A 24,897-nucleotide genomic window follows, 5' to 3' on the forward strand; every position below is an offset into this window, starting at 1 on the left:
CTCAGGCGATGGCGAAGATGCCGAGCACGGCAAGCAGGAAGAGAATCAGCACGATGGCGATCAGAATCTTCGCGCCCGTCATGGCCGCTCCGGCCAAGCTATGCATCCCGAGAAGGCCGGCTACGGCCGCGACAATGAGAAGGATGAGAATCCATTTAAGCATGAAAGCGCCTCCGGCTGTTAAACCGGACGATAACGCCCTGTTATCCGGCGGGTTCCTGCCGCGGAGGACTTGCGGAGGCAGTTTTCCCTCTTGAAACCGGTTCTTAACCATGAAGGTATGTGATAGTTTCCAGACGTCGCCACAAATCGGCCTCACGGCGGTGGCGCGGGTACGGCGCGGAACGGAGAAGGTGATGTCACAGTTGAGGACCGGAGTTTTCGCGATTTCGATTCTGGCGCTGGCCGGGTGCCAGTCGGACCGGATCAATCCGCCGCCGACGCGCACGCCGCAGCCCTTGCCGGCGGCGCCGTCAGGCACAGTCACCGGAACCCAGCTTCCCCCTCCCACACAGCCGACCGGTCCGGCGGCCGCTCCGGTGCAGCCGGCGGCGACGACGCCGGCCGTCGATCCCGCCGCGCAGGCCGCCTCCGCGCCTGCCGTCGAGAAGAACAGCCTGTTGGGTTCCTGGAATGTCAGCTCCGGCGGCTCGTCCTGCCAGATGTTCCTCACGCTCACCAAATACGGTAATTCCTCGCGCGGCGGCACGCGCGGCTGCTCCAACGAGCTTGCCAATATGCGCGCCTGGGAGGTGGCCGGAAACCAGGTGGTCGTTTACGACGACAGCGGCAACACGATCGCACGGCTCTATTCAAGCGGGGCCGGGCGGTTCGACGGCCAGACCACCGGCGAGCCGCCGGTTTCCCTCTCCCGCTGAGATAGCGGGCGCCGACGCGCCCGCCTTCGGCAAGCAACAGGCAATCTCCGGCCCTTCATGTCCCTGCGTGACGTAGCAACGCATCCTTCCGTGGCGCGGCGCTACGCGCATATGGCGGAGAGTGGAGCCGTCACCCGCGACGCGGAGCAGGAGAAGGTCGTGGCGGCGCTGGACGGCCTCATCGCCCGCATTGCCGAACACCGCCTGGCGCGCAAGTCGAGCGCGCTCGGCTGGCTCTTCGCAAAGGGACGGAAGGCAAAGGAGCCCGTCCGAGGGCTCTATATCCATGGAGGGGTCGGGCGCGGCAAGACGATGCTCATGGACCTCTTCTTCGAGCTGGTTCCGGTGCGGGGGAAGAGGCGGGCCCACTTCAACGGTTTTATGGCCGACGTGCACGACCGGATCGCCCGCCACCGCGAGGCGTTGAAGAATGGCGAGACGCGCGAGACGGATCCGATCCCGCCTGTGGCGGCCGCCCTGGCCAAGGAGGCCTGGGTGCTCTGCTTCGACGAGTTCTCGGTGACCGATATTGCCGACGCGATGATCCTGTCTCGCCTTTTCTCGGCGCTCTTTTCCGAGGGCGTGGTGCTCGTAGCCACCTCCAATGTGGCGCCTGACGATCTCTACCGGGACGGGCTGAACCGGGGCCTCTTCCTGCCCTTCATCGATATCCTCAAGCGGCACGCCGCCATCATGCGCCTCGATTCCGGGACCGATTACCGGCTGGAGAAGCTCGCGCGCCTGCCCGTCTATGTAACGCCGCTCGGCGCGGCGGCGGATCGCATGATGGACGAGGCATGGGAGACGGCGATCGGCGGCAGGAAAAGCGGCGAGGAAAAGCTGACCATCAAGGGCCGCAGCCTCGTGGTTCCGCGGGCAGCGGGGCGGGCCGCGCGCATCACCTTCGCTGACATTTGCGAGAAGCCCCTCGGCGCGCGCGACTATCTCGCCATCGCCCAGCGCTTCGACACGATCTTCATCGACCATGTGCCGGCGATGGATATTTCCAGGCGAAACGAGGCGAAGCGCTTCATCCTCCTCGTGGACACACTCTACGACAGAAGCAAGCGGCTCTTCCTCTCGGCGGAAACGGAACCCGCAGCGCTCTACACCGCCGCGTCGGGAACGGAGAAATTCGAGTTCGCCCGGACGGCTTCGCGTCTCGTCGAGATGCAGAGCCGCGAGTGGGCGGAGAAGGCAGCCGCAGCTCGGCAAGCCGGCGCGGAGCAGGAACTTTTTTGACCTTTACGTAAATGAAATTCGATTTAACCGTTTGAATTTCCTTGTTGGAAAAGAATCGGTTGAACTTTCGGGGCTGCGGCATTATGCCATGCGGGATTTTTGAGCCGCCCTTCGGCTCCTTATCTCGCAATTCCGGCCGTCCTGTCGGGACAGGCGTCTGAACAGGGGATTAGCACCATATGGCTCGCGACAAAATCGCTCTCATCGGCTCGGGCATGATCGGCGGCACGCTCGCACATCTCGTGGGCCTGAAGGAACTGGGAGACGTCGTTCTCTTCGACATTGCCGAAGGCACACCGCAGGGCAAGAGCCTCGATATCGCCGAGTCCGCGCCGGTCGAAGGTTTCGATGCCAGATATCTCGGGGCCAACGACTATGCGGCGATCGAGGGGGCGGATGTCTGCATCGTTACGGCGGGCGTGCCGCGCAAGCCGGGCATGAGCCGCGACGATCTTCTCGGCATCAATCTGAAGGTGATGGAGCAGGTGGGGGCCGGTATCAAGAAATACGCGCCGAACGCCTTCGTGATCTGCATCACCAACCCGCTCGACGCAATGGTCTGGGCGCTACAGAAATTCTCCGGCCTGCCCAAAACGCATGTGGTGGGCATGGCGGGCGTTCTCGATTCCGCTCGCTTCCGCTATTTCCTCGCGGAAGAATTCAAGGTGTCGGTCGAGGACGTAACCGGCTTCGTGCTCGGCGGACACGGCGACACGATGGTGCCGCTCACGCGCTATTCCACCGTCGCCGGCATTCCCATTCCCGATCTGGTGAAGATGGGCTGGACCAGCAAGGAGAAGATCGACCAGATCGTGCAGCGCACGCGCGACGGCGGCGCGGAGATCGTCGGGCTCCTGAAGACGGGGTCAGCCTACTATGCGCCCGCCTCGGCGGCGATCGCGATGGCGGAGAGCTATCTGAAGGACAAGAAGCGGGTGCTTCCCTGCGCGGCCTATGTTTCAGGCCAATACGGGGTGAAGGATCTTTATGTCGGCGTGCCGGTGGTGATCGGCGCCGGCGGCGTGGAGCGCATCATCGAGATCGACCTGAACAAGGCCGAGCAGAAGATGTTCGAGAACTCGGTGGCTGCCGTCGAGGGCCTTTGCAAGGCCTGCATGGACATCGCTCCGAGCCTGAAGAAATAGGAGTTTTCCGGCCATGAACATCCACGAGTACCAGGCCAAGCAACTCCTCAGTGCTTTTGGCGCGCCCATTGCCGAAGGCGTGCCGGTGTTCAGCCCCGACGAGGCGGAAGCGGCGGCGAAGAAGCTGCCCGGACCTCTCTACGTGGTGAAGAGCCAAATCCATGCCGGCGGCCGCGGCAAGGGCCGTTTCAAGGAACTTGGTCCGGACGCCAAGGGGGGCGTGCGGCTCGCGCGCTCGGTCGACGAGGTGGTCGCCAATGCCACGGAAATGCTTGGCAACACGCTCGTGACCAAGCAGACCGGGCCTGGCGGAAAGCAGGTGAACCGCCTCTATATCGAGGATGGAGCGGATATCGAGCGCGAGCTCTACCTTTCCATCCTCATCGACCGCACCGTCGGCAGGCCTGCCTTCGTCGTCTCCACCGAGGGCGGCATGGATATCGAGGCGGTGGCGGAGGAGACGCCGGAAAAGATCCTTACCCTCGCCATCGATCCGGAAACGGGGGTGACGGCCGATGACCTGGCGAAGCTCAACGCGGCGCTGAAGCTGGAAGGCGAGGCGGCAAAGGATGCCGAGACGCTCTTCCCGACCCTCTACAAGGCCTTCACTGAGAAGGACATGAGCCTTCTCGAGGTCAACCCATTGATCGTCATGAAGAACGGCCGGCTGCGCGTTCTCGATGCGAAAATCTCCTTCGACAACAATGCGCTTTTCCGCCACGACGACATCGTGGCCCTGCGCGACATTTCGGAGGAGAACGAGAAGGAGATCGAGGCCTCCAAATACGATCTGGCCTATGTGGCGCTGGACGGCAATATCGGCTGTATGGTGAACGGCGCCGGCCTTGCCATGGCGACCATGGATATCATCAAGCTCTACGGCGCCGAGCCGGCCAACTTCCTGGATGTGGGCGGCGGCGCGAGCAAGGAGAAGGTGACGGCCGCCTTCAAGATCATCACCGCCGACCCGAATGTGAAGGGCATCCTGGTCAACATCTTCGGCGGCATCATGCGCTGCGACGTGATCGCCGAGGGCGTGCTCGCGGCGGTGCGCGAAGTGGGCCTCGAAGTGCCGCTGGTCGTGCGGCTGGAAGGCACCAATGTCGAACTCGGCAAGAAGATCATCGCCGAGAGCGGCCTCAACGTCATCTCGGCCGATGATCTGGACGACGCAGCCAAGAAGATCGTGGCGGCGGTGAAGGGCTGAGGCTTGAGGAAGTCCACATAATCACACATATTGCGTATGTGGAAATGTGTGGAGCAGACGATGAAGAACGTGACACTTGCCATCGACGAGACGCTGCTGGAGCAGGCACGCGCGCTGGCGGAGCGCCGCAAGACGACGCTCAACGCGATGGTGCGCTCGCTGCTTGCGCAGGAGGTCGAGCAGGAGGATCGGATCGCGTGGGCTAAGGAAGGCATGCGCCGGCTGATGGAGGAGCAGCCTCTCGACTTGGGGCCTGCCTACAAATGGAACCGGGACGAGATTTATGCCGAACGAGAGGATCGAATGCTTTCTCGACTCGAACGTCCTCCTATACGCGGCATCGGAGAGGAAACTTGACCCGCGCCGGCACGATATCTGCCATGATCTCGTTCTCGGGAAGCTGTTCGGCGTTTCAGGTCAGACGCTCGCCGAGTTCGCAAATGTCGCGCGGCGCAAGTCGGTTGCGAATGACTCGATCGTGGACCACTGGCTATCGTTTCTCGGGCAGCTCCCGTTCGTGCCCGTCGACCAAGCCTATGTTGCTGCCGGCCTCCGCATCGCGCGGAGGTATCAGCTCAACTATTACGACGCTGCGCTGCTTGGCGCAGCGGAGCGTCTGGGCGCGCCGATTTTCTACACCGAAGATCTCAACCACAATCAGGTCTATGGCACCGTCCGCGCCGTAAACCCGTTTCTCGAACAGTGACCGCCATGCCGCCGCGCAAGATCAACCTCCTGGAAGCCGCCGACCGGAAGATCGACAAGGTCTTCGACCCCCATATTGCAGGCGACGTCAACGACAGCCAGGTGAAGGTCGCCAAATTCGGCGAGGTCTTCGACTGGCACGCCCACGAGCACGAGGACGAGGCCTTTCTCGTCCTGCGCGGCAGGATCGCTATCGATTTCCGCGACGGCTCCGTGGAACTGGGGGAGGGCGAGTTCATCGTGGTACTAAGGGCCCTTGAGCACCGGCCGCGTTCCTTGAGCAAGGAGCCCGTGGTGCTGATGTTCGAGCCCGCCACAACCCTCAATACAGGCAATGCCGAGAGTGACCTGACCGTCACCGAGCTGAAGCGGCTGTAGGAGAAAGAATGTCCATTCTCGTCGACAAGAACACAAAGGTGCTCGTGCAGGGCCTGACCGGCAAGACCGGCACGTTCCATACCGAGCAGGCGCTTGCCTATTACGGCACCAAGATGGTGGGCGGCATCCATCCGAAGAAGGGCGGGGAGACCTGGCGCAGCGGGCTCGACAGCGCGGCCGAACTGCCGATCTTCGCCTCCGTCGCCGAGGGCAAGGAGAAGACGGGGGCCAATGCCTCCGTCATCTATGTGCCGCCGGCAGGGGCGGCGGCCGCCATCATCGAGGCGATCGAGGCGGAGATTCCGCTCATCGTCTGCATCACCGAGGGCATCCCGGTCATGGACATGGTGCATGTGAAGGCGAAGCTGGACAAATCCAACTCGCGCCTCATCGGACCCAACTGTCCGGGCGTGCTGACGCCGGAGGAATGCAAGATCGGCATCATGCCGGGGAACATCTTCAAGAAGGGATCGGTGGGTGTTGTTTCGCGCTCCGGCACACTTACCTATGAAGCGGTGTTCCAGACCACCAATGAAGGCCTCGGCCAGACGACCGCCGTGGGCATCGGCGGCGATCCAGTGAAGGGCACCGAGTTCATAGACGTGCTCGAGATGTTCCTGGCGGACGACGAAACGAAATCCATCATCATGATCGGCGAAATCGGCGGCTCGGCCGAGGAAGACGCCGCCCAGTTCATCCTGGACGAGGCCAGGCGCGGCCGCAAGAAGCCGATGGCGGGCTTCATCGCCGGGCGCACGGCGCCCAAGGGCCGCACCATGGGCCATGCCGGCGCGGTGATCTCGGGCGGCAAGGGCGGTGCGGAAAGCAAGATCGAGGCCATGGAACGGGCGGGCATCAAAGTATCGCCGTCGCCGGCGCGGCTGGGAAAGACCCTGGTCGAGGCGATCAGGGGCTGAACATTTTGGAGCGCCGGCCGGCAAGATCGGTCGGCATCCGTGGGTGAAGCGTAACCATGGGACGGGAAACCGTCCGCAACGGCCAGGGTTGAGGCCGAATAAAGGAGCCGGAGCAGGAACTCCGGAACAGGCGAAATGGCACGGCAAAACCAGGCCAACGACGACTTTTCCATCACCTCCTTCCTCTATGGCGGCAACGCCGCCTATATCGAGGAGCTCTATGCCGCCTATGAGAGCGATCCGGGTTCGGTGAGCGCCGATTGGCGCGTCTTCTTCAGCCAGCTCAAGGACAATGCGGCGGATGTGAAGAAGAGCGCCGAAGGCGCCTCGTGGAAGAAGAAGGGCTGGCCGCTCACGGCCAATGGCGAGTTGGTCTCGGCGCTCGACGGCAACTGGGCCGCGGTCGAGGGCGAGATCGACCTCAAGCTGCGCAGGAAGGCCGCCGACGGCGGAGTGTCTCTGACCGAAGCGGAGGTGCAGCGCGCTACGCGCGATTCCGTGCGCGCCATCATGATGATCCGCGCTTATCGGATGCGCGGGCACCTGCACGCCAATCTCGACCCCCTCGGGCTCGCCAAGCCGCTCGAGGACTATAACGAGCTCTCGCCCGCCGCTTACGGCTTCACCGAGGCCGATTACGACCGGCCGATCTTCATCGACAACGTGCTGGGGCTCGAGACCGCCACCATCCGCGAGATGCTGGCGATCCTGAAGCGCACCTATTGCTCCACGCTGGGCGTCGAGTTCATGCACATCTCCAACCCCGAGGAGAAGGCGTGGATCCAGGAGCGCATCGAAGGCCCGGACAAGGGTGTCGCCTTCACCGCCAACGGCAAGAAGGCGATCCTCCAGAAGCTGATCGAAGCGGAAGGGTTCGAGCAGTTCATCGACGTCAAGTACAAGGGCACCAAGCGTTTTGGCCTCGATGGCGGCGAGGCGCTCATCCCCGCGCTGGAGCAGATCATCAAGCGCGGCGGGCAGCTGGGCCTGAAGGAGATCGTGCTCGGCATGGCCCATCGCGGCCGCCTCAATGTGCTCTCCCAGGTGATGGGCAAGCCGCATCGCGCCATCTTCCACGAGTTCAAGGGCGGCTCCTTCGCGCCCGACGAGGTGGAGGGCTCCGGCGACGTCAAATACCACCTCGGCGCGTCCTCCGACCGCGAGTTCGACGGCAACAAGGTGCATCTGTCGCTTACCGCGAACCCGTCGCATCTGGAGATCGTCGATCCCGTGGTGATGGGCAAGGCGCGCGCCAAGCAGGACCAGCTCTACGGCCGCAAGCGCGAGGAGATGATCCCGCTCGCAGAGCGGGCCAAGGTCATGCCGCTGCTTCTGCACGGCGATGCGGCCTTCGCCGGCCAGGGCGTCGTGGCGGAGATCCTGGGGCTGTCGGGCCTGCGCGGCCACCGCGTCGCGGGAACCGTCCATTTCATCATCAACAACCAGATCGGCTTTACCACCAACCCGCGCTTCTCGCGCTCCTCGCCCTATCCCTCGGACGTGGCGAAGATGATCGAGGCGCCGATCTTCCACGTGAATGGCGACGACCCGGAGGCGGTGGTCTATGCGGCGAAAGTCGCGACCGAGTTCCGCATGCAGTTCCACAAGCCGGTCGTGGTGGACATGTTCTGCTATCGCCGCTACGGCCACAATGAGGGCGACGAGCCGGCATTCACGCAGCCGATCATGTACCGCACCATCCGCTCGCATCCGACGACGGTGGAGATCTATTCGAGGAAGCTCATCGAGGAAGGGCTCGTCACGAAGGACGACATCGACCAGATGAAGGCCGACTGGCGGGCAAAGCTCGAAGCCGAGTTCGAGGCCGGCCAATCCTACAAGCCCAACAAGGCCGACTGGCTGGACGGCGTCTGGTCGGGGCTGCGCAAGGCCGACAATGAGGACGAGCAGCGCCGCGGCAAAACGGCGGTGCCGGTCAAGACGCTGAAGGAGATCGGCAAGAAGCTGACCGAAGTGCCGGCGGATTTCGAAGTCCACCGCACCATCCGCCGCTTCCTCGACAACCGCAAGCAGATGATCGAGACGGGCGAGGGGATCGACTGGGCCATGGCGGAGGCGCTCGCCTTCGGCTCCATCCTGCTTGAGGGCAATCCCGTGCGTCTGTCCGGCCAGGATTCGGAGCGCGGCACCTTCTCGCAGCGCCATTCGGTGCTTTTCGACCAAGCAACCGAGAACCGCTACATCCCCCTCAACCATCTGGGGCCCCAGCAGGCCAACTACGAAGTCATCAACTCGATGCTGTCGGAAGAGGCCGTGCTCGGCTTCGAATACGGCTATTCACTCGCCGAGCCGCGGGCGCTGACTCTTTGGGAAGCCCAGTTCGGCGATTTCGCCAATGGCGCGCAGGTGGTGTTCGACCAGTTCATCTCCAGCGGCGAGCGCAAATGGCTGCGCATGTCGGGCCTCGTCTGCCTGCTGCCGCATGGCTATGAGGGCCAGGGGCCGGAGCATTCCTCAGCGCGCCTCGAGCGCTTCCTGCAGATGTGCGCCGAGGACAACATGCAGGTGGCGAACTGCACCACGCCGGCCAACTATTTCCATATCCTGCGCCGGCAGTTGAAGCGCGACTTCCGCAAGCCGCTTATCCTGATGACGCCGAAATCGCTCCTGCGCCACAAGCGGGCGGTCTCGACCTTGTCCGAGATGTCGGGCGAAAGCTCCTTCCACCGGCTCCTATGGGACGACGCCCAGTATCTGCCCAACGAGCCGATCAAGCTCGTCAAGGATTCGAAGATCCGCCGCGTCGTGATGTGCTCGGGCAAGGTCTATTACGACCTTTACGAGGAGCGCGAGAAGCGCGGCATCAACGACGTCTATCTCTTGCGCGTCGAGCAGCTCTATCCCTTCCCGGCGAAGGCGCTGATCACCGAGCTGTCACGCTTCCGCAATGCGGAAATGGTGTGGTGCCAGGAGGAGCCCAAGAACATGGGCGCCTGGTCCTTCATCGACCCGTATCTGGAGTGGGTGCTGCAGCATATCGAAGCCAAGAACAAGCGCGTGCGTTATGCGGGACGGCCGGCCTCGGCCTCGCCGGCCACCGGCCTCATGTCCAAGCATCTGGAGCAGCTTGCGCAGCTGCTCGAAGACGCCCTGGGCGGCCAGGCCTGATCGCAACGGATCCGACAGAACCAACGGAAGAGAACAATGGCTACCGAAATCCGCGTTCCCACACTGGGCGAATCCGTTACCGAGGCCACCATCGGCCGCTGGTTCAAGAAGGTCGGCGACCCGATCAGCGCCGACGAGCCGATCGTCGAGCTTGAAACCGACAAGGTGACGGTCGAAGTGCCCGCGCCGGCTTCCGGCACGCTGCAGGAAATTGCCGCCCAGGAAGGCGAGACGGTGGGCCTCAACGCGCTGCTCGGCTCGATCGGCGATGGCGCCGGTGCGGCCGCTCCTGCGAAGCCGGCAGGCGGTGAAAAGAAGGAGGCCGTGGCTCAGGCAGCGGGCAGTTCGGGCGGCTCCACCACCGCGGAGGCGATCGAGAAGACCGCGAATGTGGGCGGGGAGCCTCCCATCGAAGAGCGGAAGAGGCCGCCGGCCCCCTCGGCCGCCAAGCTCCTGGCTGAAAACAAGCTCTCCGTCGATGAGGTTGCTGGTTCCGGTAAGGACGCGCAGGTGCTGAAGGGCGACGTGCTGGCCGCCATCGAGCGCGGCAATCGTGCCGCGTCCAGCCAGCCAGCCGAGACGCCGAAGGTCGCCCGGGCGCCATCGGGGGCGGAAGATGAGGCGCGCGAGGAACGCGTGAAGATGACGCGTCTGCGCCAGACCATCGCCCGCCGGCTGAAGGACGCGCAGAACACGGCCGCCATGCTGACCACCTTCAACGAGGTGGACATGACGGCGGTGATGGACCTGCGCAAGAAGTACAAGGACCTGTTCGAGAAGAAGCACGATGTGAAGCTCGGCTTCATGGGCTTCTTCACCAAGGCGGTCTGCCATGCGCTGAAGGAGATCCCGACCGTCAATGCGGAGATCGACGGCACGGACATCATCTACAAGAACTACTGCCATATCGGCGTTGCCGTCGGCACGGATCGCGGCCTGGTCGTGCCCGTGGTGCGGGACGCGGACCGGATGACCATCGCTGAGGTCGAGAAGGAGATCGGCCGGCTGGGCATGGCCGCCCGCGACGGCAAGCTGTCGATGGCGGAGATGCAGGGCGGCACCTTCACCATCTCCAATGGCGGCGTTTATGGCTCGCTGATGTCGACGCCCATCCTCAACGCGCCGCAATCGGGCATCCTTGGCATGCACAAGATCCAGGAGCGACCGATGGTTGTCGGCGGGCAGATCGTCGTCCGGCCGATGATGTATCTGGCGCTCTCCTACGACCACAGGATCGTCGACGGCAAGGAAGCCGTGACGTTCCTTGTCCGTGTCAAGGAGGTGCTGGAGGATCCCGAGCGCCTGGTGCTCGATCTCTAGACTTCGCCCTTTTCCCCTTTAGAGCAAAGTGAGGGACTTCCATGTCCGACACCTATGACGTCGTCGTGATCGGAACCGGCCCCGGCGGTTATGTCTGCGCCATCAAGGCGGCCCAGCTCGGCCTCAAGACGGCAGTGGTGGAGAAGCGGCCGAACCATGGCGGGACCTGCGTCAATGTCGGCTGCATTCCGTCCAAGGCGCTGCTGCACGCGACCGAGATGTTCGCCGAGGCGGGCCACTCCTTCGCCGATCTTGGCATCGATGTCGGCCGGCCGACATTCGATCTGGCAAAGATGCTCGCCCACAAGGACCGCACGGTCGAGCAGAACGTCAAGGGCCTTGATTTCCTCTTCAAGAAGAACAAGATCGACGTCTTCCGCGGCACGGGCAGGATCGCCGGCGCGGGTAAGGTGGCCGTCACCGGCGACGACGGCAAGGAAGAGACGGTCGAGACGAAGAACATCGTCATCGCCACCGGCTCGGATGTGGCAGGCATCCCCGGCGTCAAAGTCGAGTTCGACGAGAAGGTGATTGTCTCGTCCACCGGCGCGCTGGACCTTGAGAAGGTGCCGGAGCGGCTGGTCGTCGTGGGCGGCGGCGTGATCGGGCTGGAGCTCGGCTCGGTCTGGTCGCGGCTGGGCGCGAAGGTGACGGTGATTGAATATCTCGACACGATACTCGGCGGCATGGACGGCGAGATCGCCAAGCAGTTCCAGCGCATGCTTTCGAAGCAGGGATTCGAGTTCAAGCTCGGAGCCAAGGTCACCGGTGTCTCGAAGGCCACAGCCGGCGCTACCGTCACCTTCGAGCCCGCCAAGGGCGGCGCGGCGGAGACGGTGGAGGCGGATGTCGTCCTGGTCGCCACCGGCCGAAAGCCCTACACGGAGGGCTTGGGTCTTAAGGAAGCGGGCGTGGAGGTGGACGAGCGTGGCCGCGTCAAGACCGACCATCACCTTCGCACGAATGTTCCGGGCATCTACGCGATTGGTGACGTCGTTGCCGGACCGATGCTCGCGCACAAGGCCGAGGATGAAGGCGTGGCGGTGGCGGAAATCATTGCCGGCCAGGCCGGTCACGTGAACTACGATGTGATCCCCGCAGTCGTCTATACCAGCCCGGAAGTCGCCTCGGTCGGCAAGACCGAGGAAGAGCTTAAGAAGGCCGGTATCGAATACAATGCCGGTAAATTCCCCTTCAGCGCCAATGGGCGTGCTCGTTCCATGCTGCACACCGACGGTTTCGTGAAGATCCTGGCCGACAAGAAGACGGACCGCGTCCTGGGCGTACACATCCTCGGCTTCGGCGCGGGAGAAATGATCCACGAGGCGGCGGTGCTGATGGAGTTCGGCGGCTCGTCAGAGGATCTGGCGCGCACCTGCCACGCCCATCCGACCATGTCGGAGGCGGTTCGGGAAGCCGCCCTCGCCACCTTCGCCAAGCCGATCCATAGCTGATAGAGGCGGCTGCGGCCGCACGTCTGCCCGCCGGTCGGCAGACGCAATCAGCTGGTGATCTGTTCCTTCTTGCGATGCTCGCAGCCGCCGGGTCCAGCATCGTCGGAAGGCGGGCTGCTCTGGCTCTGGCCGCTCTGGGCAAGGGCGATACCCGCGGGGACAGTGGCGGCGGCTAGGACGGAGGCGAGGCCGAGAGCGGCGATAAGAAGTGTTCTGCGCATGGTGACACTCCGCTGTTGCAGGCATCAAACTAGCGCGCCCCCCGCCCCGCGGCGAGAGTATTTTTTCGCCTGAAGAATGGCGGGCACATCGGCGCCGCCAGCCGGATCAGAAGTCGAAGATCTCGCCCAGGAGCGATTTCTTCTTGCGGCCGCGATACTGGTCCTCGTAGCGGCCCTGTCCGCGGTACTCGCGATCCTTGTCGTAGCCGCGGTCATAGCCGCTCGGCGGGGGTGGGGCTTCCGGAGCTGTTCGGTCGATGATCTTGTCCAGTTCGCCGCGGTCGAGCCAAACCCCACGGCACTTCGGGCAGTAGTCGATCTCCACCCCGCTGCGGTCGGCCATCACCAGGTCGGTGCGGCAGACGGGGCAAAGCAGTCCAACATGTTCGGCCATTTCTCATCCCTCTGGTGGTTTTCGCAGCCCGTATTTAGGAACCGGAGCTGGACGCTTCCACCCCGCAAGAGGGAAATCAGGGCGGCTACGCCCTGATCTCCTGTCTCTGGAAGGAGACATAGGCGGCGGTGAACAGCACCAGGAGCGCCGCGATCATGCAGGCAAGCTGCGGCCAGATCAGCATCAGGCTCTGCGACGCCGGCAAAGGTGCGCCGATCACCGCCTGGCTGAGCTGATTGGCGAAGACGAGGCCGAGCGACCGCGTCTCCGGATTGAGGATCGCCAGCGTCATCTCGCCGAATAGCGTGTTGGGCGAAATGCGCGCGATCGCCCGCTCCACCTCCACCCGGTCGACCGCCGTCATGGGATCGAACGGGTCGACCGGCGCGATCGCCCCTGCGATGAGCGGCGACAGCATCGGCCAGAAAATGGTGAAGAGCAGCCAGACTGTGAGCGTGGCCAGCGCCGACGTCGCCGGCGACCGGAAGATGGTGGAGAACACCATCGCCACCGCGAGCCACACGCCGGCATAGACGAAGGAGGCGAGCAGGAAGGCGAGCCCGCGCAGGATCTCCTCCGCGCTCGGCGGCAGGCCGACCAGCAGGATGCCGAGCCCGATCACCAGCAGCCAGAGCACGAGCAGGCAGATGGCGATGACGATGAGGCATCCCAGGAATTTGCCGGTCAGCAGAGCATCGCGATAGATCGGCTGCGACAGGATGCGCGACATCGTGCGGCGATTGTATTCGCCGTTGATCGCGTCGAAGCCGAGCGCGATCGCCACCAGCGGCAGAAGGAAGCCGAGAAAAGCGACGAAGGAGGGCAGCGGCTCCTGCGCCGTGGTGAAGAGGCGCAGGAAGAGGAACTGGTCCTCGCTCACCGTCGCCGTGATCTGCCCGATCGCGGCATAGACCGCGCCCACCGCGGTGAGCAGCACAAGGAGCATCACCAGGTGGATGCGCGCGCTCGTCATATGGTCGGCCGCCTCCTTCAAGGCGACCGTCGCAAGCCCGGTAAAGGGCGAACCTTCACGCTGCGGCATGGACCTTCTCCTCCTCGAAGAACCGGACATAGACTTCGTCCAGGGTCGTCTGGCGGATCGACATGGTGCGGAGCGAACCGCCGGCCGCGACCACGCGGCGGGCGATCTCAGGCCGCGCATCGGCATCTGCATCGACGCGCCACAGGCCCGACCGCTGTTCGACCACGCCCGTGACATGCGGCGCGCCGGCAAGCGCCGTCCGCAAATCGACACCGTCCGCCTCAACCTCGACCACATGGGTGCCGCCGAGGACGTCGCTCGTCAGATCCGCCACCTTGCCCATGAGGCCGATGCGGCCGCGGTTAAAGAGGGCCACGCGGCCGCAGATCTCCTGCACCATGGTGAGCAGGTGCGAGGAGAGCACGATGGTGATGCCCTCGCGCGAAAGCTCGCCGATGAGGTCCAGCAGCTCCTGCGTCGATTGCGGATCGAGGCCGGAAGTGGGCTCGTCGAGAATGGCGATCTCGGCGCGCTTGATCAGCACCTCGGCCAGGCCCAGGCGCTGGCGCATGCCGCGCGAGAAGGTGCCGACGCGGCGCTCCGCCGCATGGCTGAGCCGGACGCGCTCGAGCGCGTAGCCGATACGCGCCGAGGCCTCCGCGCCCGGCAGTCCCGACAGGCGCGCGGTGTAAAGAAGGTTCTCGCGCGCCGTCAGATTGTCGTAGAAGCCGATCTGATCCGGCAGGTAGCCCACCCGGCGCTTCACCTCGAGCGGGTTGCGCAGGGGGTCGAGGCCGAGCACGCGGACCGTGCCGGAGGTCGGCTCCGTCAGGCCGAGGAGGAGCAGGATCGTCGTCGTCTTGCCGGAGCCGTTCGGCCCCAGAAGCCCGAAGACCTCCCCCTTCTCGACCGTCAGGTCAAGCCCGTCCACGGCCGCGTGGCGGCCGTAACGCTTGACGAGGTTCCTCGTCTCTATGACCGTGTTCATCGCCTGCCATACCGTGTTACCGCAAAACCAAGGACCATGACTGCAGCGGCGATGACGCCAAGCCCGGTGACGCCCCAGATGGTCGATGTGCGCACGGTGACGCGGAAGCTTTCGTTATCGGAGGCGCCGTCGCCATTGGCGCGCACCGTGACCACATAGTCGCCGGCGATCGCCTGGTCCGAGGGCGTCATGTTGACCGCCACTTCGGCCGACTCCCCGGCGGGGATTTCGGCGATCTCCTCGGGATTGAACTCGACATTCCAGCCGGAGGGCGGGCTTGCGGAGAATTTCACCGCGCGGGCCGGCGCCGTGCCGCGGTTCTCCACGGTGAAGTTGAAGGTGCGCTGCTCGCCGGCGGTCGCATCGCCGGAAAGCCGACCGCCGGGACCGGCAAGGGCGAGTTCCGCCTGGCCGGTAATGTCGAGCACAAGCTGCGTTTCGGCCGCGGCATTGCCGCCCGCCGCCCGCACCATTACCGGATACTGGCCGGCCTGCGCATTCTCGGGCGCTTTCACCGTGACGGACAGGTTCTTCTTCTCGCCGGCGGCGAGCGGAATGCTTGTAAGCTCCTGGGAGCCGTAGCGCTCCTTGAAGGTCACCTGGAAGCCTGGCGCGGCCTCCGCGAGCAGGTTTACCACCGTGTCCTCCTGCCCGTCATTGGCGATCTCCACCTGATAGTCGAAGGTGGAGCGCACCGTGCCGCGCAGCGCCGGCAGCTCCGGCTTCAGCGTCAGCTCGGCCGGTTGTGTCTCGGCGAGAGTGAGCGCAATGGGCAGTTCCAGCGTCTGATTGCCCGACTTGCCGGTGATGGTGAACTGATAGGTGTCGCCAACGGCGCCCTCGGCAGGCGTGAGCTTCAGCGACAGATCGATCGTCTGGTCGGAAGCGGCGATCGCCGCGCCGACGCGTTTGCCATCGCCCTCGATCTCCCACTGCCAGCCCTCCGGCAGGCCGGAGATGGCGAATTCCACCCGCTGCGGCGGCAGCCCCTTGTTGGCGAGCGAAAGGCCGATATCCACTTCCTCGCCCGGCTGGGCGAAGAAGGCCGGATAGGGCGTCGTCAGCCACAGCCCCTGAAGCTCCTGCTCGACGGCAGCGCCGGGCGGCTGTGGCGCCGGGGCGGTCTGGGCAAGGGCCGAGGAGGTGCCCAGCAGCAAGCCGCCCACGACAAAGGTTGCACTCAAGGATTTGATGAGAGTTTTGCGCGCAAAAAAGGCGTGCGCAGGAATCATGTTTCCCTCCCTGCTTCGCGATCAATGCGGAGTTGACCCGGCCTGAAAGGCCGTGGATTCGATATAGGAAAACAGAAGAATTGCTGCAAGTATGGCAGGAGTGGGGCTAGTGATGTGCGGCCAGCGCCGGGGATGCGGCATGGCCGACTTGGTGGTAAGCTGGTAGCGCAAACGGAGGAAGATGGAGTGGCGCGGGAGTGCTGGAAGACGCCATCCGCAGTTCGGCAGGCCCGCCCGAACGGCGGCGGGGAGACATGAACGCACCATTCGGCAGCGGGCTCGCCGAGGCCGACCCCACCCGGCTTCTCGCCGCCCTAGACGTCACGCGCGAGGCCTTCACCTGGTATGATTGCGACGACCGCCTGATCCTCTGCAACAAGGCCACGCTGGACATGTATGCGGCGCTGGCCGACGTGATCCGCCCGGGCGTGTCCTTCCGCACGCTGCTCGAAACCGGGTTGGCGCGCGGGCTGTGGGCCCTTGACGGAGCAGACGGGTCCGAATGGTGTGACAGGCTGGTCGCCCAGCGGCATGAAAATGATGAGCTCGAGAGCATCTTTCCGCTGGCGGACGGCCGCTTCCTTCTGCATCGCGAAAAACGCACCGCCGATGGCAGCGTCGTCTGCCTCTGCTCCGACATAACGGCCATCAAGCGGCGCGAGATCGAACTCGCCGCCGCGCTGGAAAAATCCAGGCTTGCTCAGGCCGTGCTTGACCGCCTGCCCAACCCTGTTTTCGTCAAGGACGCCAATCTCGACTTCGTGCTGGTGAACAGGGCCTTCGCTTCCCTGTTCGGCACGGACCAGGATGCGATGATCGGCAAGAAGGGGGGCGACTATACGCCCGAGGGCGACACCCGGTTGTTCGAGGAGAGCGAGCGGCAGGTGCTCGAGACCGGCGAGGAATATCAGGTCGAGGAGGATTCGGAATTCGCCGGCATCGGCAACAGCCGCATCGTGCGGAAGAACCGGGTCGAAACTGACAGCGGCAAGAAATACGTCGCCTGCACCATCTTCGACATATCCGACCTGAAGCGCCGGGAAATGGACGCTGAAGAAGCGCGCCGCCGCCTTGCGGTCGTCCTGGAGACGCTGCCTGCCGGCGTCATCATCTATGACAAGGACGATCGCTTCGTGCTCGGCAACCGCCAGATCCACGAGGCCCTGCCTGCCCTTACGCCCGCCATGGAGCCCGGCAAGCCGATAAGCGAAGCGCTGCAGATGGCGCACGCGGCCGGCTATTTCCGCGACAGCGGGGATCCCGAGCTCGACCGGCTGTACGACGCCGATCCGGAAGCCTGGCTCGAGCGGTTTTCCAGGCGCTATCACGTGGCCCAGAGCGTCTATGAGCGCCGCAACCCGGATGGCCGCTGGTTCAAGGTTTTCGATACGCGCCGCGAGGACGGCACGTTTGTCGGCGTGCGGGTCGACATCACCGAGCTCAAGCAGCGCGAGCATGAACTCAAGGAGAGCATGCGCGAGAACGAGGTGTTCCGGAACCTTATCGACAATGTTCCGGTGGCGATCTACGCCAAGCGGCCCGACCTGAAGCTCATGTATGTGAACAAGGGCTGGAGCGACCTGGTCGGCATGCCCGCCGAAAAGGCAATCGGCAAAACCGATGCGGAGCTGTTCGGCGCCGAAGGCGACGCCTTCCTCCAGGGCGACCTTGCGGTGCTGCGCACGGGCGAGCGGCAGGTCATCGAGGAGACGCGCACCGCGCCCGGCGGCGAGCTGCGCCATCAGATCGCGCATAAGGACGCGCTCATCGCTTCCGACGGTTCGCTGTACCTCATCGGCTCCACCATGGATGTGACGGAGCTGAAGCGGCGCGAACAGGAGCTGCGCGTCGCCCAGGAAAAGGCGGTGCTGGCCGACCGTGCGAAGTCGGAATTCCTGGCCAATATGAGCCACGAGATCCGCACGCCCATGAACGGCATCTTAGGCATGGCGGAACTTCTGTCCAAGACCGAACTCGCGCCGAAGCAGAAGACCTTCGCCGACATTATCGTCAAGTCCGGCAATGCCCTGCTCACCATCATCAACGACATCCTCGATTTCTCCAAGATCGATGCCGGCCAGCTTGTCCTCGATCCGCAGCCCTTCAACCTGGCGGAAGCGGTGGAGGACGTCGCGACCCTCGTCTCCTCTCGCGCCAAGGAAAAGGACCTCGAACTGATCGTCCGCATCGATCCGGCGCTGCCGGCAATGCTCGTCGGCGATGTCGGCCGGATCCGGCAGATCGTGACGAATCTCGTCGGCAATGCGGTGAAATTCACCGATTCAGGCTATGTGCTCGTGGATATCTCCGGCGAGTCCCTCGGCGGCCAGACGCAGCTGCGCGTTCGCGTCACCGATACTGGAATCGGCATCCCCGAGGAGAAGCTCGCGCTCATCTTCGACAAGTTCAGTCAGGTGGATTCCTCCTCGACACGGCGGCACGAGGGCACCGGGCTCGGCCTTGCGATCACCTCGCGGCTGGTGGCTCTGATGGGCGGGGAGATCGGCGTGGAAAGCGAGGAGGGAACGGGATCCACCTTCTGGTCCACGCTGACCTTGCCAAATGCGGAAGCGGTCGCGCCGGCAAAGTCTCCGCCCTGCGATGTGACCGGCGCGCGCGTGCTCATCGTCGACGACAATGCCATCAACCGCTCGATCCTGACGGAGCAGATGGCCCATTGGGGGTTCGACGCCTGCGCGGCCGCGAACGGAAGGGAAGGATTCATGGTGCTGGAAGCCGCGGCGAAGCTCGGCGTCCGCGTCGATTGCGCCGTGATCGATTACCAGATGCCCGGCATGTCCGGCGTCGACCTCGTGCGTGCCATCCGCGCCGAAGCGGCGTTCGGCGACACCCCGGTCATCCTGCTGAGTTCCGTGGACCAGTCGCTCACCGCTGTGGGCTCGCACGATCTGGCGATCGACATGCAGCTCATAAAGCCCGCGCGCTCGGCAAGCCTGCTTGAAGCTCTGGTGCATACGATCCAGAGATCACGGGCGAGGCGCAGCGAAGCGGGTCCCCTCAGCTCCCCATACGCGCCGCCGGAAAGCGCCGCCAGGACGTCGCCGCCGCTCCCCCTCGTGGAACGCACGGCTTCGGCCTTGCCGGCACGCAAGCCTTTCTCCCAGCTGCATGTGCTCGTCGCCGAGGACAACGAGGTCAACCAGCTCGTCTTCAGTCAGATCCTCGGCGAGAGCGGGGTCCGCTTCACCATCGTGAAGAACGGCAGGGAAGCGGTGGAAGCCTATGAGAGCCTGGCGCCCGACCTCGTGCTCATGGACATTTCGATGCCGGAGATGAATGGGCTGGAGGCGACGTGCGCGATCCGGCGGATCGAGGAGCGCGGCGGACGGCGCGTGCCGATCATCGCGGTCACTGCCCATGCCCTCAAGGGGGATCGCGAGCGCTGTCTGGAAGCAGGCATGGACGACTACCTCGCCAAGCCGGTCAGTCCGCGGGCGCTGTTCGAAAAGATCGAGCGCTGGTCTGCCAGCGCCGTGGAGCAGGGGAAGGCGCGGGCCTGAGGGCTCTGACCTGGGGCGCTATGCGCGGCGGCGGGCTCAAGCTCCGAGAAGAACGCCGGTCGCTTTCGAGGCGTGGTGCCCGTCGGGAGGTATTACGCGGCCGTTTCGCATGCCGGCGTTCTTTACCGGCCCGACACGAAAGTGTCATCGAACTGTTACACAGGAAGTCTATGGGCTCTCTCGGCGCCACCAGAGAGACGGCGTCGGACAAATCCGGACAGGAGCAGGCAATGAAGAAATTCCTCCTTACGGCGTCGGCCGCAGCGCTCGTGACCGCGGCTTCCGCCGGCTACGCCGCCGCGCGCGATCAGATCCAGATCGTCGGCTCGTCGACCGTATTCCCCTTCACCACCGCCGTCGCCGAAAGGCTCGGCCAGACCGGCCAGTTCAAGACGCCGGTCGTCGAATCCACCGGCACCGGCGGCGGCATCAAGCTGTTCTGCTCCGGCGTCGGCGAGAACACGCCGGACTTCACCAACGCCTCGCGCGCCATCAAGGACAGCGAGCTTGAGACCTGCAAGGCCAATGGCGTGACTCCGGTCGAGATCAAGGTCGGCTTTGACGGCATCGTGCTGGCCAACTCCAAGGCGGGCGCGGCGGTCGACCTCACCAAGGAGGTCATTTTCAAGGCGCTCGCCAAGAATGTGGTCGTAGACGGCCAGACCGTTGCCAATCCCTACGTCAACTGGTCCGACATCGACGCCTCGCTGCCCAACACGAAGATAGAGGTGCTCGGACCGCCGCCCACCTCCGGTACCCGCGACGCTTTCGTCGAGCTCGTCATGCTCGAGGCCTGCCAGGAAGAGATCAAGACCGCCAATGAGGACGCCTGCAGCGAGATCCGCGAGGACGGCGCCTATGTGGAAGCCGGCGAGAACGACAATCTGATCGTCCAGAAGCTCGAAGCCAACCCGAACGCCTTCGGCATTTTCGGCTTCTCCTTCCTCGACCAGAATGCCGACAAGCTGCAAGGCCACAAGGTGGACGGCGTCGAGCCCACCTTCGAGAACATCGCCTCGGGTGAGTATGGCGTCTCCCGCTCGCTCTTCGTCTATGCGAAGAAGGAGCATGTGGGCGTCATCCCCGGCATGGAGGAGTTCATCGCCGAATACACCTCCGAGAACGCTTGGGGTCCCGACGGCTATCTGGCCGACAAGGGGCTGATCCCGCTGCCGGACGACGAGCGCGCCCAGCAGGCGGAAGATGCCAAGGCCCTTAAGGAAATGGGTTCCTAATATTCTTGCGGTCCGGCCCGGGTCCTTGTACCCGGGCCGGACCACTCGGCTGCCGGGCCGTCCGGCGCCGTCCCGTTCGCAAGCGTCATAGGGGCCTTCGGTACATGGTCGGCTATCTCCTCCTCGTTCTCGCCGGTCTCTTTGTCGCCGCATATTTCGTGGGCCGGATGCGCGCCGCCTCCGCCGTGAACGGCCAACTTGCGCGGCTCCATTCCCTCCCCAGCCAGCATGGCTTTTATCTCGCGCTGATGACCACGCTGCCGGCGCTGATCGCCGTCCTTCTGTGGGGCATTCTCACGCCCGGCATCGAATCCTCCATCATCCAGGATCGCTTCGCCGCCGAGCTTGCCGGTCAGGGCGTGCCACAGGTCGAGGCCTTCGTGCGCGATGCGCGGGCCATCGCTTTTGGCGGCCTCGTCGGCTTCACAGACGCGACCAAGGAGGCCGCCGCGGAGGTCTACCGCTCGATACACCGGATCAGCGTCTGGACCATCATCGGGGTGGTGGCCGTGCTTGCCGCCGCCGGCTTCCTCCGGGGCTATGGCCGGATCGCGCCGGACTTTCGCGCCCGCCAGGTGGTGGAGCGCGTCGTCCGTTCCTTGTTGGTCGTCTGCTCCGCCGCTGCGGTGCTCACCACGTTCGGCATCGTCTTCTCGCTGATCTTCGAATCGCTGCGCTTCTTCCAGCAGGTGCCGGTGCATAAGTTCCTGTTCGGCTTGCACTGGAGCCCGCAGAGCGCCTTCACCGGGGCGGGAGCGGAAGCCGGCGCCGTCAATCCCGACATCTTCGGCATGGTGCCGCTGTTTGCCGGGACGCTCCTCATCACGCTCATCGCCATGCTGGTGGCCGCGCCGCTCGGGCTCCTGTCGGCGATCTTTCTCTCCGATTATGCCTCGCCGAAGGTGCGCGCGATCGGCAAGCCGGTGCTGGAAATCCTCGCCGGCATCCCCACGGTCGTCTACGGCTTCTTCGCCGCGCTCACCGTCGCGCCTTTCTTCCGCGGCATTGGAGACAGCCTGGGCCTCGGCGTCGCCTCCGAATCGGCACTCGCCGCCGGCGTCGTCATGGGCATCATGATCATTCCATTCGTCTCCTCGCTTTCCGACGACGTCATCAACGCCGTTCCCCAGTCGCTGCGCGACGGCTCGGCGGGCCTCGGCGCCACCAAGTCGGAAACGATCCGCAGAGTGGTTCTGCCTGCCGCTCTGCCGGGCATCGTCTCGGCCATGCTGCTGGCCGTCAGCCGCGCCATCGGCGAGACCATGATCGTCGTGATGGCGGCCGGCCTTGCGGCGAACCTCACCGCCAATCCGCTCGAGGCGGTAACCACGGTGACGGTGCAGATCGTCACGCTGCTGGTCGGCGATCAGGAATTCGACAGCGCCAAGACGCTTGCCGCCTTCGCCCTCGGCCTGGTCCTCTTCTGCATCACGCTCAGCCTCAACATCATCGCCCTTCGCGTCGTCCAGAAATATCGTGAGCAATATGACTGACATCGCCAGCACCACCGGCACACCGGCGCCGTCGAGAAGCCTGCACACGAACGAAGCCGCCAAGGCTAGGCTTCGGGCCCGCTACGCCGCCGAGCGCCGCTTCAAATGGATGGGCGCAGGCGCGCTTGCCGTATCCGGCATCTTCCTGGTGCTGCTGCTTTCGACGATCGTGATGGAGGCCTTGCCCGCCTTGCGCGCGAACTACCTTGTCCTGCCGCTCGATCTCTCGCCGGCCAAGGTCGATCCCGCTGATCCTGCCGCCGCCAACTATGACGACATCGTGCAGGAGGCGCTGCTTGCGAAATTTCCGGGCGTGGAGAGCAGGCAGGACCGGCGCCTCGTGCGCGGACTCATCTCGACCGGCTCGGGCGTCTACCTGCGCCGGCAGGTCGAAAGCGGGGATGTGCCTCTAGGCGGCACCGTCGAACTCGGCGTGCCGCTCGACGATTTCGCCGACCTCTACATGAAGGGTCTGCTTGCCGACACCGGCTCCGTCGCGCCGCTCGAAGCATCCGTCACCCCCTCGGGTACGGAAGGCGACATCGAGCTTGCCTTCGACGACGACCGCCTCGTCCGGCTCGCCCGGGGGCATGGGGCCACGGAGGCGGAGGGAGGCGTGCTGCGCCTCACCGGCGGCGCCGACTCCTTCCTTATCGGCCTCAATGGCGGCACCGTGAAGCTCACGGAGATTGCTCCAGCGCCGAATGGCGGAGCGGCCGGTAGGGGTGTCGTGCTCCAGCCGCTGCAAAGCGCACAGACGGCGGCCGCGGACGCTGCCTCCCTGCGCATCATCGATACCCCGGAAGCGTCACGAAAGATCTCCGACCGGGAGATCGTCTGGCTCGACGCGCTGAAGCAGCAGGGCGCGATTGAGAGCCGGTTCAACACCATCTTCTTCTTCACCGGCGCCAGCCGCGAGCCCGAACTCGCCGGCATCTGGAGCGCCGTGGTGGGCTCCTTCCTCACCATGGTCGTGACGCTCGCCCTGTCCTTCCCGATCGGGGTGGCGGCGGCCATCTATCTGGAGGAATTCGCGCCCAAGAACCGCTGGACGAACCTGATCGAGGTCAACATCAACAACCTGGCCGCGGTGCCGTCGATCGTGTTCGGCCTGCTTGGCCTGGCCGTGTTCCTCAACTGGTTCGGCCTGCCGCGCTCGGCGCCGCTCGTCGGCGGAATGGTGCTGTCGCTCATGACGCTGCCCATCATCATCATCGCCTCGCGCGCGGCGCTGCGGGCGGTTCCGCCCTCGATCCGCGACGCAGCGCTCGGCGTCGGCGCCTCCAAGGTGCAGACCGTGTTCCACCACGTGCTGCCGCTTGCCATGCCCGGCATCATGACCGGTACGATCCTCGGCATGGCACATGCGCTGGGCGAGACCGCGCCTCTGCTGATGATCGGCATGGTGGCGTTCATCGTGGACATCCCGGGCGGCTTCACGGATCCGGCGACCATCCTGCCGGTGCAGATCTTCATGTGGGCGGATTTCCCCGAGCCGGGCTTCCAGCAGAAGACGTCGGCCGCGATCCTCATTCTGCTCGCATTCCTTATAATCATGAACGCCGCGGCAGTGATCTTGCGCAAGCGCTTCGAACGCCGTTGGTAAGGGGTACAAGGACCATGAACATGTTGACGCAGGCAGCCATGGAAGAAGCGATCAAATCGGACAACAAGGGGCCGACCGTGAAGATGTGCGGCAGGAAGGTCTCGGTCTTCTATGGCGAGAAGCAGGCCCTCTACGATGTCGATCTCGACATCCGCGAGCGCCAGGTGACGGCGCTCATCGGGCCGTCGGGCTGCGGAAAGTCGACCTTCCTGCGCTGCCTCAACCGCATGAACGACACGATCGACATCGCCCGCGTGACGGGCGAGATCACGCTCGACGGCGAGGACATCTACGATCCCAGGATCGATGTGGTGGAATTGCGCGCCCGGGTCGGCATGGTCTTCCAGAAGCCCAACCCGTTCCCGAAATCCATCTACGAGAACGTCGCCTACGGCCCGCGCATCCATGGGCTTGCCGCCTCGAAGGGCGAGCTCGACGCCGTCGTCGAAAAGAGCCTGCAGCGGGCCGGCCTGTGGAACGAGGTCAAGGACCGTTTGAACGAGCCCGGGACCGGCCTTTCCGGCGGACAGCAGCAGCGGCTGTGCATCGCCCGCGCCATCGCCGTTTCGCCCGAGGTGATCCTGATGGACGAGCCCTGCTCGGCACTCGACCCCATCGCCACCGCCAAGGTGGAGGAGCTGATCGACGAATTGCGCGAGAACTACACGATCGTCATCGTCACCCATTCCATGCAACAGGCGGCGCGCGTCTCCCAGCGCACCGCCATGTTCCACCTCGGCTATCTGGTCGAGGAAGGGCCGACGGAGAAGATGTTCACCAATCCGGAAGAAAAGCGCACCCAGGACTACATCACCGGCCGGTTCGGCTGATCCGGCGCGGGCTCTCATAA

General features: G+C 64.5%; 22 protein-coding genes. 16 read left to right on the top strand and 6 right to left on the bottom strand.

Annotated features, from left to right (window positions below; translation table 11 throughout):
• Position 1 precedes the first annotated feature (1 nt).
• Positions 2-163 carry a DUF1328 domain-containing protein gene (locus tag RIN79_RS12925; protein ID WP_309085076.1) on the bottom strand — a complete coding sequence of 54 codons (162 nt, stop codon included), beginning with the start codon at positions 161-163 and terminating at the stop codon, positions 2-4.
• Between the two features lie 193 nt (positions 164-356).
• On the opposite strand from RIN79_RS12925, the gene RIN79_RS12930 reads away from it, so the two are divergent.
• From RIN79_RS12930 to lpdA, 11 genes are all read left to right on the top strand, one after another.
• Complete coding sequence (locus tag RIN79_RS12930; protein WP_309085077.1) at positions 357-878, top strand: protease inhibitor Inh/omp19 family protein; 522 nt, start codon at positions 357-359, stop codon at positions 876-878.
• A gap of 57 nt (positions 879-935) precedes the next feature.
• Positions 936-2,120: a cell division protein ZapE gene (zapE, locus tag RIN79_RS12935; RefSeq protein ID WP_309085078.1), complete on the top strand. Its 1,185-nt coding sequence runs from the start codon at positions 936-938 to the stop codon at positions 2,118-2,120.
• Between the two features lie 179 nt (positions 2,121-2,299).
• On the top strand, positions 2,300-3,265 hold the full coding sequence (gene mdh / locus RIN79_RS12940) for a malate dehydrogenase (RefSeq protein ID WP_309085079.1): 966 nt from the start codon (positions 2,300-2,302) through the stop codon (positions 3,263-3,265).
• Positions 3,266-3,278: 13 nt separating this feature from the next.
• Positions 3,279-4,472: an ADP-forming succinate--CoA ligase subunit beta gene (gene sucC, locus RIN79_RS12945; protein WP_309085080.1), complete on the top strand. Its 1,194-nt coding sequence runs from the start codon at positions 3,279-3,281 to the stop codon at positions 4,470-4,472.
• A gap of 60 nt (positions 4,473-4,532) precedes the next feature.
• Positions 4,533-4,829, top strand: a complete 297-nt coding sequence (locus tag RIN79_RS12950; RefSeq protein ID WP_309085081.1) for a hypothetical protein — start codon at positions 4,533-4,535, stop codon at positions 4,827-4,829.
• Complete coding sequence (locus tag RIN79_RS12955; protein WP_309085082.1) at positions 4,756-5,178, top strand: PIN domain-containing protein; 423 nt, start codon at positions 4,756-4,758, stop codon at positions 5,176-5,178. Before RIN79_RS12950 ends, RIN79_RS12955 begins: the two co-directional genes overlap by 74 nt.
• Positions 5,179-5,183: 5 nt before the next feature.
• Positions 5,184-5,555 carry a cupin domain-containing protein gene (locus RIN79_RS12960; RefSeq protein WP_309085083.1) on the top strand — a complete coding sequence of 124 codons (372 nt, stop codon included), beginning with the start codon at positions 5,184-5,186 and terminating at the stop codon, positions 5,553-5,555.
• Positions 5,556-5,563: 8 nt separating this feature from the next.
• A complete protein-coding gene (sucD, locus tag RIN79_RS12965) occupies positions 5,564-6,472 on the top strand; it encodes a succinate--CoA ligase subunit alpha (protein ID WP_309085084.1) in 909 nt (302 codons plus the stop codon).
• Between the two features lie 135 nt (positions 6,473-6,607).
• Positions 6,608-9,601 (top strand): 2-oxoglutarate dehydrogenase E1 component, encoded by a 2,994-nt coding sequence (locus RIN79_RS12970; RefSeq protein WP_309085085.1) that lies wholly within the window; start codon positions 6,608-6,610, stop codon positions 9,599-9,601.
• Positions 9,602-9,637: 36 nt separating this feature from the next.
• Entirely contained in the window at positions 9,638-10,921 is a 1,284-nt protein-coding gene (gene odhB / locus RIN79_RS12975) for a 2-oxoglutarate dehydrogenase complex dihydrolipoyllysine-residue succinyltransferase (protein ID WP_309085086.1), read from the top strand.
• A gap of 41 nt (positions 10,922-10,962) precedes the next feature.
• Positions 10,963-12,375, top strand: coding sequence for a dihydrolipoyl dehydrogenase (gene lpdA, locus RIN79_RS12980; protein ID WP_309085087.1), 1,413 nt, complete (start codon positions 10,963-10,965; stop codon positions 12,373-12,375).
• A gap of 47 nt (positions 12,376-12,422) precedes the next feature.
• On the opposite strand, the gene RIN79_RS12985 is transcribed toward lpdA, so the two are convergent.
• The 5 genes from RIN79_RS12985 to RIN79_RS13005 form a co-directional block, all read right to left on the bottom strand.
• Positions 12,423-12,596 (bottom strand): hypothetical protein, encoded by a 174-nt coding sequence (locus tag RIN79_RS12985; RefSeq protein WP_309085088.1) that lies wholly within the window; start codon positions 12,594-12,596, stop codon positions 12,423-12,425.
• Positions 12,597-12,702: 106 nt separating this feature from the next.
• Entirely contained in the window at positions 12,703-12,990 is a 288-nt protein-coding gene (locus RIN79_RS12990; protein ID WP_309085089.1) for a zf-TFIIB domain-containing protein, read from the bottom strand.
• Positions 12,991-13,075: 85 nt separating this feature from the next.
• Positions 13,076-14,032 (bottom strand): ABC transporter permease, encoded by a 957-nt coding sequence (locus RIN79_RS12995; protein ID WP_309085090.1) that lies wholly within the window; start codon positions 14,030-14,032, stop codon positions 13,076-13,078.
• Positions 14,019-14,960, bottom strand: coding sequence for an ABC transporter ATP-binding protein (locus RIN79_RS13000; protein ID WP_309085091.1), 942 nt, complete (start codon positions 14,958-14,960; stop codon positions 14,019-14,021). Before RIN79_RS13000 ends, RIN79_RS12995 begins: the two co-directional genes overlap by 14 nt.
• Entirely contained in the window at positions 14,957-16,192 is a 1,236-nt protein-coding gene (locus tag RIN79_RS13005; RefSeq protein WP_309085092.1) for an NEW3 domain-containing protein, read from the bottom strand. Before RIN79_RS13005 ends, RIN79_RS13000 begins: the two co-directional genes overlap by 4 nt.
• 254 nt (positions 16,193-16,446) lie before the next feature.
• Here RIN79_RS13005 and RIN79_RS13010 point away from each other — a divergent pair, with 254 nt between their 5' ends.
• The 5 genes from RIN79_RS13010 (at position 16,447) to pstB (ending at position 24,877) form a co-directional block, all read left to right on the top strand.
• Positions 16,447-19,713 carry a response regulator gene (locus RIN79_RS13010; RefSeq protein ID WP_309085093.1) on the top strand — a complete coding sequence of 1,089 codons (3,267 nt, stop codon included), beginning with the start codon at positions 16,447-16,449 and terminating at the stop codon, positions 19,711-19,713.
• A 230-nt stretch (positions 19,714-19,943) separates the two neighbouring features.
• Complete coding sequence (locus RIN79_RS13015; protein WP_309085094.1) at positions 19,944-20,948, top strand: PstS family phosphate ABC transporter substrate-binding protein; 1,005 nt, start codon at positions 19,944-19,946, stop codon at positions 20,946-20,948.
• Positions 20,949-21,052: 104 nt separating this feature from the next.
• A complete protein-coding gene (gene pstC, locus RIN79_RS13020) occupies positions 21,053-22,441 on the top strand; it encodes a phosphate ABC transporter permease subunit PstC (protein WP_309085095.1) in 1,389 nt (462 codons plus the stop codon).
• Positions 22,434-24,047 carry a phosphate ABC transporter permease PstA gene (gene pstA, locus RIN79_RS13025; RefSeq protein WP_309085127.1) on the top strand — a complete coding sequence of 538 codons (1,614 nt, stop codon included), beginning with the start codon at positions 22,434-22,436 and terminating at the stop codon, positions 24,045-24,047. Before pstC ends, pstA begins: the two co-directional genes overlap by 8 nt.
• Before the next feature lie 20 nt (positions 24,048-24,067).
• Positions 24,068-24,877 carry a phosphate ABC transporter ATP-binding protein PstB gene (gene pstB, locus RIN79_RS13030; RefSeq protein ID WP_375165931.1) on the top strand — a complete coding sequence of 270 codons (810 nt, stop codon included), beginning with the start codon at positions 24,068-24,070 and terminating at the stop codon, positions 24,875-24,877.
• The last annotated feature ends 20 nt before the right edge of the window (positions 24,878-24,897 follow it).

The sequence above is a fragment of the Chelativorans sp. genome, from assembly GCF_031180965.1.
Lineage (GTDB): Bacteria > Pseudomonadota > Alphaproteobacteria > Rhizobiales > Rhizobiaceae > Chelativorans.